Annotated in this window: 14 protein-coding genes; 12 read left to right on the top strand and 2 right to left on the bottom strand. The window is 63.6% G+C overall.

Annotation, left to right across the window (positions count from 1 at the left end; genetic code table 11):
- Positions 1 to 101 precede the first annotated feature (101 nt).
- From ABCR88_RS06800 to ABCR88_RS06760, 9 genes are all read left to right on the top strand, one after another.
- Entirely contained in the window at positions 102 to 1,229 is a 1,128-nt protein-coding gene (locus ABCR88_RS06800; RefSeq protein ID WP_011059642.1) for a branched-chain amino acid ABC transporter substrate-binding protein, read from the top strand.
- A gap of 230 nt (positions 1,230 to 1,459) precedes the next feature.
- Positions 1,460 to 2,383, top strand: a complete 924-nt coding sequence (livH, locus tag ABCR88_RS06795) for a high-affinity branched-chain amino acid ABC transporter permease LivH (protein ID WP_011059641.1) — start codon at positions 1,460 to 1,462, stop codon at positions 2,381 to 2,383.
- Positions 2,380 to 3,636, top strand: a complete 1,257-nt coding sequence (locus tag ABCR88_RS06790) for a high-affinity branched-chain amino acid ABC transporter permease LivM (RefSeq protein ID WP_011059640.1) — start codon at positions 2,380 to 2,382, stop codon at positions 3,634 to 3,636. Before livH ends, ABCR88_RS06790 begins: the two co-directional genes overlap by 4 nt.
- A complete protein-coding gene (gene livG / locus ABCR88_RS06785; RefSeq protein ID WP_011059639.1) occupies positions 3,633 to 4,400 on the top strand; it encodes a high-affinity branched-chain amino acid ABC transporter ATP-binding protein LivG in 768 nt (255 codons plus the stop codon). Before ABCR88_RS06790 ends, livG begins: the two co-directional genes overlap by 4 nt.
- Entirely contained in the window at positions 4,401 to 5,102 is a 702-nt protein-coding gene (locus ABCR88_RS06780; RefSeq protein WP_350404269.1) for an ABC transporter ATP-binding protein, read from the top strand.
- 149 nt (positions 5,103 to 5,251) lie between these two features.
- Positions 5,252 to 5,557 carry a DUF2282 domain-containing protein gene (locus ABCR88_RS06775; RefSeq protein ID WP_026020136.1) on the top strand — a complete coding sequence of 102 codons (306 nt, stop codon included), beginning with the start codon at positions 5,252 to 5,254 and terminating at the stop codon, positions 5,555 to 5,557.
- Positions 5,558 to 5,582: 25 nt separating this feature from the next.
- A complete protein-coding gene (locus ABCR88_RS06770) occupies positions 5,583 to 6,473 on the top strand; it encodes a DUF692 domain-containing protein (RefSeq protein ID WP_041116318.1) in 891 nt (296 codons plus the stop codon).
- Positions 6,470 to 7,240, top strand: coding sequence for a DNA-binding domain-containing protein (locus ABCR88_RS06765; RefSeq protein WP_350404268.1), 771 nt, complete (start codon positions 6,470 to 6,472; stop codon positions 7,238 to 7,240). The genes ABCR88_RS06770 and ABCR88_RS06765 overlap by 4 nt, the downstream gene beginning before the upstream one ends.
- A gap of 2 nt (positions 7,241 to 7,242) precedes the next feature.
- The gene (locus ABCR88_RS06760) at positions 7,243 to 7,752 is read left to right on the top strand and encodes a DoxX family protein (RefSeq protein WP_041116314.1); all 510 of its coding nucleotides are present in this window, start codon (positions 7,243 to 7,245) and stop codon (positions 7,750 to 7,752) included.
- 70 nt (positions 7,753 to 7,822) lie between these two features.
- Here ABCR88_RS06760 and ABCR88_RS06755 read toward each other — a convergent pair whose 3' ends face one another.
- Positions 7,823 to 8,731, bottom strand: coding sequence for a LysR family transcriptional regulator (locus ABCR88_RS06755; protein ID WP_350404266.1), 909 nt, complete (start codon positions 8,729 to 8,731; stop codon positions 7,823 to 7,825).
- A 103-nt stretch (positions 8,732 to 8,834) separates the two neighbouring features.
- On the opposite strand from ABCR88_RS06755, the gene ABCR88_RS06750 reads away from it, so the two are divergent.
- The 3 genes from ABCR88_RS06750 (at position 8,835) to ABCR88_RS06740 (ending at position 12,013) form a co-directional block, all read left to right on the top strand.
- Complete coding sequence (locus tag ABCR88_RS06750; protein ID WP_011059632.1) at positions 8,835 to 9,434, top strand: short chain dehydrogenase; 600 nt, start codon at positions 8,835 to 8,837, stop codon at positions 9,432 to 9,434.
- A 174-nt stretch (positions 9,435 to 9,608) separates the two neighbouring features.
- Positions 9,609 to 10,286 carry a membrane protein gene (locus ABCR88_RS06745; RefSeq protein WP_041120567.1) on the top strand — a complete coding sequence of 226 codons (678 nt, stop codon included), beginning with the start codon at positions 9,609 to 9,611 and terminating at the stop codon, positions 10,284 to 10,286.
- Positions 10,287 to 10,399: 113 nt separating this feature from the next.
- Entirely contained in the window at positions 10,400 to 12,013 is a 1,614-nt protein-coding gene (locus ABCR88_RS06740; protein WP_350404265.1) for an NAD(P)/FAD-dependent oxidoreductase, read from the top strand.
- A gap of 132 nt (positions 12,014 to 12,145) precedes the next feature.
- Here the strand turns inward: ABCR88_RS06740 and ABCR88_RS06735 are convergent, their stop codons facing one another.
- Positions 12,146 to 13,240, bottom strand: a complete 1,095-nt coding sequence (locus ABCR88_RS06735) for a PLP-dependent cysteine synthase family protein (protein ID WP_011059629.1) — start codon at positions 13,238 to 13,240, stop codon at positions 12,146 to 12,148.
- Between the last annotated feature and the right edge of the window lie 35 nt (positions 13,241 to 13,275).

The raw sequence follows: 13,275 nt of genomic DNA, 5'->3' as shown, positions 1-13,275 counted from the left end.
GCCAGGGGCATTTTCCGACGGGTATTCACGAAATATCTGATTCGGTTCTGCGACCAAGGCCGCCGGAACTATAAAAATTACAACAGTAAGAGTGGAGCACTATGAATAAGGCTACTAAGCAGATTTCCAAACTGTTTGCCGCTATGGTCCTGGCCGGGGTTGCCAGCCATTCGTTCGCAGCTGACACCATCAAGATCGGTATCGCCGGCCCCAAGACCGGCCCTGTAGCCCAATACGGCGACATGCAGTTCAGTGGCGCGAAAATGGCCATCGAACAGATCAACGCCAAAGGCGGCGTCAACGGCAAGAAGCTCGAAGCCGTTGAATACGACGATGCCTGTGATCCCAAGCAAGCCGTGGCAGTCGCCAACAAAGTGGTCAACGATGGCGTCAAGTACGTGGTCGGCCACCTGTGCTCCAGCTCCACTCAACCTGCTTCCGACATCTACGAAGACGAAGGCGTGATCATGATCACCCCGGCTGCCACCAGCCCGGACATCACCGCCCGTGGTTACAAGATGGTGTTCCGCACCATTGGCCTGGACAGCGCCCAGGGCCCTGCCGCCGGTAACTACATCGCCGACCACGTGAAACCCAAAGTGGTTGCCGTGCTCCACGACAAGCAGCAGTACGGTGAAGGCATCGCCACCGCCGTGAAGCAGACCCTGGAGAAGAAAGGCACCAAGGTCGCCGTATTCGAAGGCATCAACGCCGGCGACAAGGACTTCTCTTCGCTGATCGCCAAGCTCAAGCAGGCCAACGTCGATTTCGTCTACTACGGCGGCTACCACCCTGAGCTGGGCCTGATCCTGCGCCAATCCCAGGAAAAAGGCCTGAAGGCCAAGTTCATGGGCCCGGAAGGCGTGGGTAACGACTCCATTTCGCAGATCGCCAAGGATGCTTCCGAAGGCCTGCTGGTCACCCTGCCTAAATCCTTCGACCAGGACCCGGCCAACGTGGCCCTGGCTGACGCGTTCAAGGCCAAGAAAGAAGACCCGAGCGGTCCTTTCGTATTCCCTTCCTACTCCGCAGTTGAAGTCATCGCCGGCGCCATCACCAACGCCAAGAGCGAAGACGCGGCCAAGGTGGCTGAAGCCATCCACGCCGGCACCTTCAAGACCCCTACCGGCGACCTGAGCTTCGACGCCAAGGGCGACTTGAAAGACTTCAAGTTCGTGGTCTACGAGTGGCACTTCGGCAAACCTAAAACCGAAGTTTCCCCTCAGTAAGGCGCGGCCTGACTGACTGCCAATAAAGCCCACGGCGTGCCGTGGGCTTTGTTTTACGAATGTATGGGCCTGTGTTCCGTGATCCGGAATCCCGCCCACCTGAAAATCTCAAAACCGTCATCAGCGGTTCGCTGGCAAAACCCAGCCCGAAGTGGGTGCAGATCCACGGGGCCTGGGCGGGAAAATGACTCCACCAGTGAAATGCGTATCAGGTTTTTAGGAGCGTTGTAATGCCTGACATCTATCACTTTTTCCAACAGCTGGTTAACGGTCTCACCGTTGGCAGCACGTATGCCCTGATCGCCATCGGCTATACGATGGTTTACGGCATCATTGGAATGATCAACTTCGCCCACGGCGAGGTGTACATGATCGGTTCCTACGTGGCGTTCATCGCCATCGCCGGGCTGGCCATGATGGGACTCGACAGCGTCCCGCTCTTGATGACCGCAGCCTTCATCGCGAGCATCGTCGTCACCAGTGCCTACGGCTACAGCATCGAACGGATCGCCTACCGCCCCTTGCGGGGTAGTAACCGCCTGATCCCGCTGATCTCCGCCATCGGCATGTCGATCTTCCTGCAGAACACCGTTCTGCTGGCGCAGGACTCCAAGGACAAATCCATTCCCAACCTGATCCCGGGCAACTTCTCCATCGGGCCAGGCGGCGCACATGAAGTGCTGATTTCCTACATGCAGATCGTGGTATTCGTGGTGACCCTCATCGCCATGCTCGGCCTGACGCTGTTCATCTCCCGTTCTCGCCTGGGTCGCGCCTGCCGCGCCTGTGCCGAGGACATCAAGATGGCCAACCTCCTGGGGATCAATACCAACAACATCATCGCCCTGACCTTCGTGATCGGCGCCGCGCTGGCGGCCATCGCCGCCGTGCTGCTGAGCATGCAATACGGTGTGATCAACCCCAACGCCGGTTTCCTGGTGGGCCTGAAGGCCTTCACCGCAGCGGTCTTGGGCGGCATCGGCAGTATCCCGGGCGCGATGCTCGGCGGGCTGGTGCTGGGGGTGGCCGAAGCCTTTGGTGCCGACGTGTTCGGCGACCAGTACAAGGACGTCGTGGCGTTCGGCCTGTTGGTTCTGGTGCTGTTGTTCCGTCCGACCGGCATTCTGGGCCGTCCGGAGGTTGAGAAAGTATGACTAGGAATCTTAAATCGGCGCTGTTCAGCGCCTTGTTGGTCTGGGCTGTCGCCTACCCGGTGCTAGGCCTGAAACTGACCATCGTCGGCATCAACCTGGAAGTCCACAACACCAGCCCGACCATTCTTGCCACCATCGCGGTGTGCTCGGTGCTGATGTTCCTGCGGGTGCTGTTCCATAGCCAGATCAGCGCCGCCTGGAAGTCATCTCCCAGCATGCCGTTGATCCCGGCCAAGGCCAGCAACTTCCTGACCCTGCCCAGCACCCAGCGCTGGATCATCCTGGCGTTGATCCTTGGCGCCCTGGTCTGGCCGTTCTTCGGCTCCCGCGGGGCGGTGGACATTGCCACGCTGATCCTGATCTACGTGATGCTGGGCCTGGGCCTGAACATCGTGGTCGGCCTGGCCGGCCTGCTGGACCTGGGTTACGTGGGTTTCTACGCCGTCGGCGCCTACAGCTACGCGCTGCTGTCGCACTACTTCGGCCTGAGCTTCTGGATCTGCCTGCCGATCGCCGGCCTGATGGCGGCCACTTTCGGCTTCCTGCTGGGCTTCCCGGTGCTGCGCCTGCGGGGTGACTACCTGGCAATCGTGACCCTGGGCTTTGGCGAGATCATCCGTCTGCTGCTGCGCAACATGACCGATCTCACCGGCGGCCCCAACGGCATCAGCAACATCGAGAAGCCGACCTTCTTCGGCCTGACCTTCGAGCGCAAGGCAGCAGAAGGCATGCAGACCTTCCACGAGTTCTTCGGCCTGCAGTACAACTCGATCAACAAGGTGATCTTCCTCTACCTGGTGGCCCTGCTGCTGGCACTGGCGGCGCTGTTCGTCATCAACCGCCTGCTGCGCATGCCTATCGGCCGTGCCTGGGAAGCCTTGCGTGAAGACGAGATCGCCTGCCGTGCCCTGGGCCTGAACCCCACGGTGATCAAGCTCTCGGCCTTTACCCTGGGCGCCGCGTTCGCCGGTTTCGCCGGCAGCTTCTTCGCCGCGCGCCAAGGCCTGGTAACCCCGGAGTCCTTCACCTTCATCGAGTCGGCGATCATCCTCGCCATCGTCGTGCTGGGTGGCATGGGCTCGCAGCTGGGAGTGATCCTGGCGGCGATCGTGATGATCCTCTTGCCTGAAATGATGCGTGAATTCAGCGAATACCGGATGTTGATGTTCGGCGCCATGATGGTGCTGATGATGATCTGGCGTCCTCAAGGTCTGCTGCCCATGCAACGTCCTCACATGGAGCTGCGCAAATGAGCCGTGAGATCCTCAAAGTAACCGGCCTGTCGATGCGCTTCGGCGGCCTGCTGGCGGTCAACGGCGTGGCCCTGACCGTCAAGGAAAAACAAGTGGTGGCATTGATCGGCCCGAACGGTGCCGGCAAGACCACGGTGTTCAACTGCCTGACCGGTTTCTACCAGCCCAGCGCCGGCAGCATCCTCCTGGACGGCGAGCCGATCGAAGGCCTGCCGGGCCACAAGATCGCCCGCAAGGGCGTGGTGCGTACCTTCCAGAACGTGCGGCTGTTCAAGGACATGACCGCGGTCGAGAACCTGTTGATCGCCCAGCACCGGCACCTGAACACCAACTTCCTCTCCGGGCTGTTCAAGACCCCGGCGTTTCGCAAGAGCGAGCGCGAGGCCATGGAGTACGCCGGCTACTGGCTGGACAAGGTCAACCTGCGGGAGTTTGCCAACCGCCCCGCCGGCACTCTGGCCTATGGTCAGCAACGGCGCCTGGAAATCGCCCGCTGCATGATGACCCGCCCGCGGATCCTCATGCTCGACGAGCCAGCCGCCGGCCTCAACCCCAAGGAAACCGAGGACCTCAAAGCGCTGATCAGCGTGCTGCGCGAAGAGCACAACGTCACCGTGCTGCTGATCGAACACGACATGAAACTGGTCATGAGCATTTCCGACCATATCGTGGTGATCAACCAGGGCACGCCCCTGGCCGACGGCACGCCGGAACAGATCCGCGACAATCCCGAAGTGATCAAAGCCTACCTGGGGGAAGCGTAAATGCTGCAGTTCGAAAACGTTTCCACCTTCTACGGCAAGATCCAGGCGTTGCACAGCGTCAACGTCGAGATCCGCCAGGGCGAGATCGTCACCCTGATCGGCGCCAACGGTGCCGGCAAGTCCACCCTGCTGATGACCCTCTGCGGCTCGCCCCAGGCCCACAGCGGCAGCATCCGTTACCTGGGTGAAGAACTGGTGGGGCAAAACTCGGCGCAGATCATGCGCAAGAGCATTGCCGTGGTGCCGGAAGGCCGCCGGGTATTCGCCCGCCTGACCGTGGAAGAGAACCTCGCCATGGGCGGCTTCTTCACCGACAAGGGCGACTACCAGGAGCAGATGGACAAGGTCCTGGAGCTGTTCCCGCGGCTCAAGGAGCGCTTCACCCAGCGCGGCGGCACCATGTCCGGCGGCGAACAGCAGATGCTCGCCATCGGCCGTGCGCTGATGAGCAAACCCAAGCTGCTGCTCCTGGACGAACCGTCCCTGGGCCTGGCGCCGATCATCATCCAGCAGATCTTCGACATCATCGAACAGCTGCGCCGCGACGGCGTGACGGTGTTCCTGGTGGAGCAGAACGCCAACCAGGCGCTGAAGATCGCCGACCGTGCCTATGTGCTGGAAAACGGCCGGGTGGTGATGCAAGGCACCGGTGAATCGCTGCTGACCGATCCGAAGGTGCGTGAAGCCTACCTGGGCGGCTAAGCACATGCGTCACTGAAAACGGCCCTTCGGGGCCGTTTTTTTTATTCCCGGATAAAAAAATGCCCCGGGCTGTAACGAATCCCCATGAGCCTTCTCTAGAGGGGTAAGCAAGCACAGATGCTTCCTTACCCCAACCGCACTGGAGAAACATCATGAGCAACACTCGTACCCTGTCCGCCACTGCCCTGGTCCTGGCCCTGGGCTCTGCCCTCAGCGTCGCCGCCCTGCCCACCACTGCCCATGCCGCGGACGACATGGAAAAGTGCTTCGGCGTGGCCATGAAGGGCAAGAACGATTGCGCCGCGGGCGCCGGCACCACCTGCGCCGGGACCTCCAAGGTCAACGACCAGGCCAACGCCTGGAAGCTGGTACCCAAGGGCAGCTGCGAGAAAACCGCCAGCAGTACCTCGCCTACCGGTTTCGGCCAGCTCGAAGCCTTCAAAGCCAAGTCCTGATCCTGCGCCTGCCTGAGTGTCGACGATGAACACTGCCCCGCTGCACCACCCTGGCCACGACATTCAGGCGAGCGCCTCCAGCCTGCCGCCCCGCGCCGGGCTGGGACTCAAGACCGAGCATTTCAAACACGTGCTGGAAGAGCAGCCCGACATCGGTTTCTTCGAGGTGCATGCGGAGAACTACATGGTGGCGGGCGGCCCTTTCCACCATTACCTGGGCCTGATCCGCGAACGCTACCCGCTGTCGCTGCACGGTGTCGGCCTGTCCATCGGTGGCGAAGGCCCCCTGGACCTGGCTCACCTGGAGCGGCTGGCCGGCTTGATCGAACGCTATCAGCCCCAGTCCTTTTCCGAACACCTGGCCTGGTCCAGCCACGGCCCGGTATTCCTCAACGACCTGCTGCCCCTGGCCTACGACGGGCCCACCTTGCGCCGGGTCTGCGAGCACATCGACCAGGTGCAGAACCATCTGGGACGAACCATGCTGCTGGAGAATCCGGCCACCTACCTGCAATTCCAACGCTCGACCCTGGACGAGACCGACTTCATCCGCGAAGTGGTCCAGCGCAGCGGCTGCGGCCTGCTGCTGGACGTCAACAACCTCTATGTGTCGTGCATCAATCACCAGCGCGATCCCCTGGCCTACCTGCAAGCACTGCCGCTGCAGGCGGTGGGCGAGATTCATCTGGCCGGGTTCGCCGAAGACCGGGATAGCCTCGGTGACCGTCTGTTGATCGACGATCACGGTGCCCCGGTCGACGCTGCGGTCTGGGCCCTGTACCAGGAGGTGCTGGGGCTCATCGGCCCGATGGCCACCCTGATCGAGCGCGACAACCACCTGCCGGCCTTTGCCACCCTGATGGCCGAGGCCTGCCAGGCAGAAGCGCTGTTGCTCGGCGCCCAGGTGCAGCCGTGAGCGGCCAGGGGGAATTCGCCAGGGCCCTGCTGAGCGCCGAACCGGGCTGCCCACAGGGGCTGTCCAGCAGCAACGGCGCCGATCCGGCCAGCCGCTTCGCGGTCTATCGCAACAATGTGCAGGCCTCGTTGAGCAACGCCCTGGCCGAGTCATACCCAGTCGTCATGCAATTGGTTGGTCGCGAGTTTTTCAACGCCATGGCCGCGCTCTACATCCGGGACTTCGCCCCCGCCAGCCCTCTGCTCAACGACTATGGCCGGAACCTGGGCGACTTTATCCAGGGCTTCGGGCCGGCCGCCGGCCTGCCCTACCTGGCCGACATGGCCCGCCTTGAACGGCTGCGGGTCGAGGCCTACCACGCCGCCGACGCCCGCCCCCTGGAGCCGTCACGGCTACTGGCGGCGATGAACCAGCCCGACCGCCTCGGCCAGGCGCAACTGCTCCTGCATCCGTCACTGCGCACCCTGCACTCCAGCTACGCCGTAGTGAGCCTGTGGGCGGCGCACCAGAGCGACCAGCCCTGGCCGGCTTTCGACCTGCAGCAGGGGCAGAACGCCCTGGTGCTGCGCAACGCCCTGGAGGTCGAGGTGATCACCGTGGATACCGGCGCCATGACCTTCATTGAAGCCCTACGCAACCACTGGCCGCTGGAAATCGCCGCGGCCCATGCCCTGGACGCCCAGGCCGACTTCGACCTGGGCCAGTGCCTGGGCCTGCTGCTCGGCCACGGCGCTCTTATCGACCTGCAACCCCAGAAGAAGGCCTGACCATGAACACCCAGACAGAAACGCCCATTGCCGGACTGGTGAATCGGATCATTCAAGGGTTTGAGCGCATTCCCTACAGCCTGATCGCCTTTATCGCGCGTTTTTCCATTGCCGCGGTGTTCTGGAAATCCGGACAGACCAAGGTCGAGGGGCTGGCCGTCGACCTGGTCGATGGCACCTTCCAGCTGGGCTGGCCGCGCCTGGCGGACTCGACCATTCCCCTGTTCAAGAGCGAGTACCACGTGCCTCTGTTGACGCCGGAAGTGGCGGCGCACCTGGCGGCCTTTGCCGAGCATTTTTTCCCGATGCTGATCCTGTTGGGCCTGGCCACGCGCTTTTCCGCCCTGGCGCTGCTGGGGATGACCCTGACCATCCAGCTCTTCGTCTACCCGGACGCCTACCCCACCCACGGCACCTGGGCGGCGATCTTCCTGCTGTTGATGGCCCGCGGCCCGGGCGTGTTTTCCCTCGACCACCTGCTGGCCAGGCATTTTCGCCACCGTTCTCTGTAGCCGCTGCCGCAGGCTGCGAAAAGGGCCGCAGGCCCTTCAAGTTCACAAACGACGGTAAAGCCGGAGGAAGCTACAAACGATCCAGCGCCTCACCGCTGCGACGAAACCAGTCCATCAGGTAATCGGCCAGCACCTGGGTACGCTTGGGCAGGCCGCCCTGATAGGAGTGCACCAGGTACATCGGCATGCTGCGGGTCTGGTAGTCCCGCAGCAGCCAGCGCAGGCGGCCGTCCGCCAGTTCGCTGTGCAGCACATAGGACGGCAGCCGGGCGATCCCCGCGCCCACCAGGGCAGCCTTCTTCAGCAGGTTGTAGTGGTTGCTGGCGAAGGGGCCGCTGACCCGTACCCGCAACAGTTCATGGCGCTGGTGGTACAACCACTCTTCCCGACCGCTGTAATGGCTATTGAGCAGGCAGCGATGCCCGGCCAGCTCCTGAGGCGTGCGCGGCTCGCCGTATTGCTCCAGGTAGGCTGGGCTGGCGCAGGTCATTTCATGCCAGGCCAGCAGCGGCCGGGCCACCAGGCGCTGGTCGTTGGCCACCTCCGAGCGCACGGCCAGATCGAAACCCTCCCGGGTCAGGTCGCGGTAGCTGTTGCTCAGGTCCAGCTCGATCTGCACCTGGGGATAGTGCCGGGAGAACTCCAGCAGCAGGCCGTCGAAAAAGGTTTCCCCCAGGGAGACCGGGACGGTGAGGCGCACCGGCCCGGCCATATCGTCCTTGAGCCGCGCCAGGGCCTGGTGTGCCCGCTCGACCTGAGCCACCAGGGCCTGGGCCTGGGGTAGCAACGCCGCGCCGGCGGCCGTGAGGTCCAGGCGCCGGGTGGTGCGTTGCAGCAGTACCACGGCGTAGCAGGCTTCCAGGGCGCTGATGCGTTTGGAGAGCTGGCCCTTGCTGCACCCCAACTGCTGGGCCGCGAGGGTAAAGCTGCCGGCTTCCACCAGCACCGCAAATGCCGCCAGGTCATCCATCTCGCTCATGGATTGTTTCCATTTGAAAACCAAAGGTTGCCTATTAGCGCGTTAATCGATGAAAAAAACCACTCTAGACTGCAACCTCACCCCCCTTTTCGAGGAACAGCCCATGAAGATTCTCTTGATCGGTGCCAATGGCACCATTGGTTCGGCGGTCGCGCGGGAGCTGGAACAACGTCACGAAGTGGTGCGCATCGGCCGTACCAGCGGTGATTTCCAGGTGGATATCAGCGACAGCCAGTCGATCCGCGCGCTGTTCGAAAAGACCGGGCGCTTCGATGCGCTGGTGTGCGCCGCCGGTAACGTGACCTTCGCGCCGCTGGGGGAAATGACTGCCGAGCACTTCAGCCTGGGCCTGGAGGACAAGCTGATGGGCCAGGTCAACCTGCTGCTGATCGGCCGCGAGTACGCCAACGACGGCGCCTCCTTCACCTTCACCACCGGCGTCCTGAGCCATGACCCGATCCGCAGCGGCGCCTCGGCCGCCCTGGTCAACGGCGCCATCGACAGCTTCGTGCGGGCCGCTGCCATCGAGCTGCCCCGGGGCCTGCGGGTCAACTCCATCAGCCCCAACGTGCTGCTCGAAGCCATGGGCAGCTACGCGCCCTACTTCCGCGGCTTCAAGCCGGTGCCGGCGGCCGACGTGGCCCTGGCCTACGCCAAGAGCGTGGAAGGCCTGCAGACCGGCCAGACCTATCGCGTCGGTTGATCCGGCTTGTGTAGGGCTCGCCAGCGAAGGCGTCCTCCCGAACCACACAAGGCTTCAGGGCCTCTTCGCCGGCAAGCCGGCTCCTACGGTGGATGGCGCTGCTGCGTTCAATCCGGGGTTGTGGTGGCCGGGCGGGCTGCGTAACGTGTCGGACTTCCGCCTGGAGGCCCAATGATGCGCACCGCCCGTTCCCTGCTTTGTTTCGCCCTGTTGCCGCTGTTTGCCGGCTGCCAGATGCTGCCGATGTTCAACCAACAGCCCCAGGCGCCGTCCATGGCCGGGTTGACCCGGATGCAGGGTGAACTCAGTGCCGCCGATGGCAAGCTGCTGTTCAAACCCTGCACCGAAGACCGCCGTTATGTGGTCAACGATGGCGGCAACACCAGTGTGCTGCAGGAAGCGGCAACCCTGGCCGAGAAGCAGGGCAAGCTGTTTGCCGACCTGCGGGGCAAGTTCTCCGCCAGTGCCAGCAGCGACGGCCAGCTGGACCTGCGCCAGCTCTACCGCGTCGAGCGCTCCGCCAGCGCCTGCAGCGATCCGAACTTCCAGCGCCTGATCCTGCGGGCCGGTAGCAAGAACCCGGCGTGGAACGTCGATGTCAGCGCCAAGGGCATGATGATCGAACGCGCCGGCCAGCCGACCCTGGCCCTGCCCTATCTGGAAGAACAGCTGGGGGATGGCCGTTTCAACCTCACCAGTGAAGCCAATCACCAGCGCGTGGAGCTGTGGGTGGCCCCGCAACGCTGCGTCGACCCCGTCACCGGCAGCGTTCAGCACCTGAGCGCAGAGCTTCGGGTGGACGGCCAGGTGCAGCGCGGCTGCGGCTATTTCGGCGGCTCGCGCAACGACTGATTCGACGAGCAGCGGTTTTAGCCTCACGGCCAAGGTGGTTTGCGGCTTATAATCGCCGGTTTGTGCAAAGCAAGCCGGCGCACTGTTGCGCACCGCCTACCCCGGATCCTGTCATGTTACGAATCACCGAACTCAAGTTGCCGATCGACCATCCCGATGAAGACCTGCGCGCCGCCATCGTGCAGCGCCTGGGGATCGCCAGCGATGAGCTGCTCGATTTCACCTTGTTCAAGCGCAGCTACGATGCGCGCAAGAAGTCTTCCGAGCTGTGCTTCATCTACACCATCGACCTCAGCGTGCGCGACGAAGCGCCGCTGCTGCTCAAGTTCGCCGACGACCGTAACGTCAACCCGGCGCCGGATGTCAGCTACAAGGTGGTGGGCCAGGCTCCGGCCGACCTCAGCCAGCGGCCAATCGTGGTGGGCTTCGGCCCCTGCGGGATCTTCGCCGGCCTGTTGCTGGCGCAGATGGGCTTCAAGCCGATCGTCCTCGAGCGTGGCAAGGAAGTGCGCCAGCGCACCAAGGACACCTGGGGCCTGTGGCGCAAGAGCGTGCTCAACCCCGAGTCCAACGTGCAATTTGGCGAAGGCGGCGCCGGGACCTTCTCCGACGGCAAGCTCTACAGCCAGATCAAGGACCCGCAGCACCACGGCCGCAAGGTGCTCCACGAGTTCGTCAAGGCCGGCGCCCCGGACGAGATCCTCTACGTCAGCAAGCCGCACATCGGCACCTTCCGCCTCACCGGCGTGGTGGAAAACATGCGCCAGCAGATCATCGCCCTGGGCGGTGAGGTGCGCTTCGAGCAGCGGGTTACCGACGTGCTGATCGAAGACGGTCAACTGCAAGGTGTGGAACTGGCCAGCGGCGAACAACTGCATTCGCGGCACGTGGTCCTGGCCCTGGGCCACAGCGCCCGCGACACCTTCCGCATGCTCCACAGCCGCGGCGTGTACATGGAAGCCAAGCCGTTCTCGGTGGGCTTTCGTATCGAGCACCCGCAATCGCTGATCGACAGCGCGCGCCTGGGCAAGTACGCCGGCCACCCGAAACTCGGCGCCGCCGACTACAAGCTGGTGCACCACGCCAAGAACGGCCGTTCGGTCTACAGCTTCTGCATGTGCCCGGGCGGCACCGTGGTGGCGGCAACCTCCGAGCCGAACCGGGTGGTGACCAATGGCATGAGCCAGTACTCGCGCAACGAGCGCAACGCCAACTCCGGCATCGTCGTGGGCATCACCCCGGAAGTGGACTACCCGGGCGGCCCGCTGGCAGGCATCGAGTTGCAGGAACGCCTGGAGTCCCACGCCTTTGTCCTGGGTGGCAGTAACTACCAGGCCCCGGCGCAGCTGGTGGGCGACTTTATCGCCGGCAAGCCCACCACCGCCCTGGGCAGCGTCGAGCCGTCCTACAAGCCCGGCGTGACCCTGGGTGACCTGGCCCTGGCCTTGCCGGACTTTGCCATCGAGGCCATTCGTGAAGCCCTGCCGGCCTTCGAACGGCAGATCAAGGGCTATTCGCTGCATGACGCGGTGCTGACCGGTATCGAGACCCGCACCTCATCGCCGCTGCGCATTACCCGCGACGCCTCGATGCAGAGCTTGAATGTGAAGGGGCTGTACCCGGCCGGTGAAGGCGCCGGTTATGCCGGTGGGATTCTCTCCGCCGGGGTCGACGGGATTCGCATTGCCGAAGCCGTGGCCCGCGACATTCTCGGTATCCAGGCCTGAGGGACGGGCCCTTTCGCCGGCAAGCCGGCTCCTACCGCCTACCGTAGGAGCTGGCTTGCCAGCGAAGGCGTCGTCCAGAACAACGCAAGGCTCAAGGGCCTCTTCGCCGGCAAGCCGGCGCCTACGACAAGTTCAGATACCGGCGCGCAATACGCTGGCAGGTAGCGCCTCACCACGCTCGACACTGGCGGCTACCGCCTCGATCAACACCGTCAGTTCATAACCCTGCTCTGCCAGCCACTGCTCATCGTAGTAGGTGGTTGCATAGCGCTCGCCCCCATCACACAGAATCGCCACGATCGACCCCGACTCACCGGCCGCAACCATCTGCTGCGCGGCCATCAGCGCGCCGATCAGGTTGGTGCCGCTGGAGCCGCCAACCCGACGACCCAGGCGCTGGGCCAGATAATGCATGGCCGCCAGGGACAGGGCATCCGGCACCTTGACCATGGCATCGATCACCTTGGGCAGGAACGAAGCCTCGACCCGCGGCCGGCCGATGCCCTCGATCCGCGAACCGCAGTCCAGGCGCAGGCTGGCGTCGCCACTCTGGTAATAGTCGAAGAACACCGAGCGCTCGGCGTCGGCACACAGCACCCGAGTGCAGTGCTGGCGATAGCGCACGTAGCGCCCCAGGGTCGCGGTGGTACCGCCCGTGCCCGGGCTGGAAATCAGCCAGCTGGGCTCCGGGTACCGCTCGAAACGCAACTGCTGGAATATCGACTCGGCGATGTTGTTGTTAGCCCGCCAGTCGGTGGCGCGCTCGGCATAGGTGAACTGATCCATGAAATGGCCGCCGCTCTCCCGGGCCAGGCGCTCGGACTCGGCGTAGATCTGCGTCGGGTCCTGCACCAGGTGGCTCTTGCCGCCATAGAAGGCGATCTGGGCAATTTTCTCCTGGGAAGTGGTCGCCGGCATCACGGCAATGAACGGCAGCCCCAGCAGCCGGGCGAAATAGGCTTCGGAGATCGCCGTGGAGCCACTGGAGGCCTCGATCACCGGCGCGCCGGGCTTGAGCCAGCCATTGCACAGGGCATAGAGGAACAGCGAGCGGGCCAGGCGATGCTTGAGGCTGCCGGTGGGATGGCTGGATTCATCCTTGAAATACAACTCGATGCCCGGCAGGCCCGGCAACGGCAGCGGGATCAGGTGAGTGTCGGCGCTGCGCTGGAAGTCGGCTTCGATGATACGGATGGCCTCACGGGCCCACTGGCGATTGTCGCTCATGCTCTATTCTCGTTGGATCGCACGCCGTACCGGCG

This window comes from Pseudomonas sp. W17 (genome assembly GCF_040268305.1).
GTDB lineage: Bacteria > Pseudomonadota > Gammaproteobacteria > Pseudomonadales > Pseudomonadaceae > Aquipseudomonas > Aquipseudomonas protegens.
This window is presented reverse-complemented; position numbering and strand designations above follow the sequence as displayed.

Excerpts from the sequence above, each read along its gene's own strand:
- ABCR88_RS06770 (WP_041116318.1), top strand. The coding sequence starts at position 5,583 with ATGAACACTGCCCCGCTGCACCACCCTGGCCACGACATTCAGGCGAGC.
- ABCR88_RS06745 (WP_041120567.1), top strand. The coding sequence starts at position 9,609 with ATGCGCACCGCCCGTTCCCTGCTTTGTTTCGCCCTGTTGCCGCTGTTT.
- ABCR88_RS06790 (WP_011059640.1), top strand. The coding sequence starts at position 2,380 with ATGACTAGGAATCTTAAATCGGCGCTGTTCAGCGCCTTGTTGGTCTGG.
- ABCR88_RS06760 (WP_041116314.1), top strand. The coding sequence starts at position 7,243 with ATGAACACCCAGACAGAAACGCCCATTGCCGGACTGGTGAATCGGATC.
- ABCR88_RS06750 (WP_011059632.1), top strand. The coding sequence starts at position 8,835 with ATGAAGATTCTCTTGATCGGTGCCAATGGCACCATTGGTTCGGCGGTC.
- livH (WP_011059641.1), top strand. The coding sequence starts at position 1,460 with ATGCCTGACATCTATCACTTTTTCCAACAGCTGGTTAACGGTCTCACC.
- livG (WP_011059639.1), top strand. The coding sequence starts at position 3,633 with ATGAGCCGTGAGATCCTCAAAGTAACCGGCCTGTCGATGCGCTTCGGC.
- ABCR88_RS06780 (WP_350404269.1), top strand. The coding sequence starts at position 4,401 with ATGCTGCAGTTCGAAAACGTTTCCACCTTCTACGGCAAGATCCAGGCG.
- ABCR88_RS06735 (WP_011059629.1), bottom strand. The coding sequence starts at position 13,240 with ATGAGCGACAATCGCCAGTGGGCCCGTGAGGCCATCCGTATCATCGAA.
- ABCR88_RS06740 (WP_350404265.1), top strand. The coding sequence starts at position 10,400 with ATGTTACGAATCACCGAACTCAAGTTGCCGATCGACCATCCCGATGAA.
- ABCR88_RS06800 (WP_011059642.1), top strand. The coding sequence starts at position 102 with ATGAATAAGGCTACTAAGCAGATTTCCAAACTGTTTGCCGCTATGGTC.
- ABCR88_RS06755 (WP_350404266.1), bottom strand. The coding sequence starts at position 8,731 with ATGAGCGAGATGGATGACCTGGCGGCATTTGCGGTGCTGGTGGAAGCC.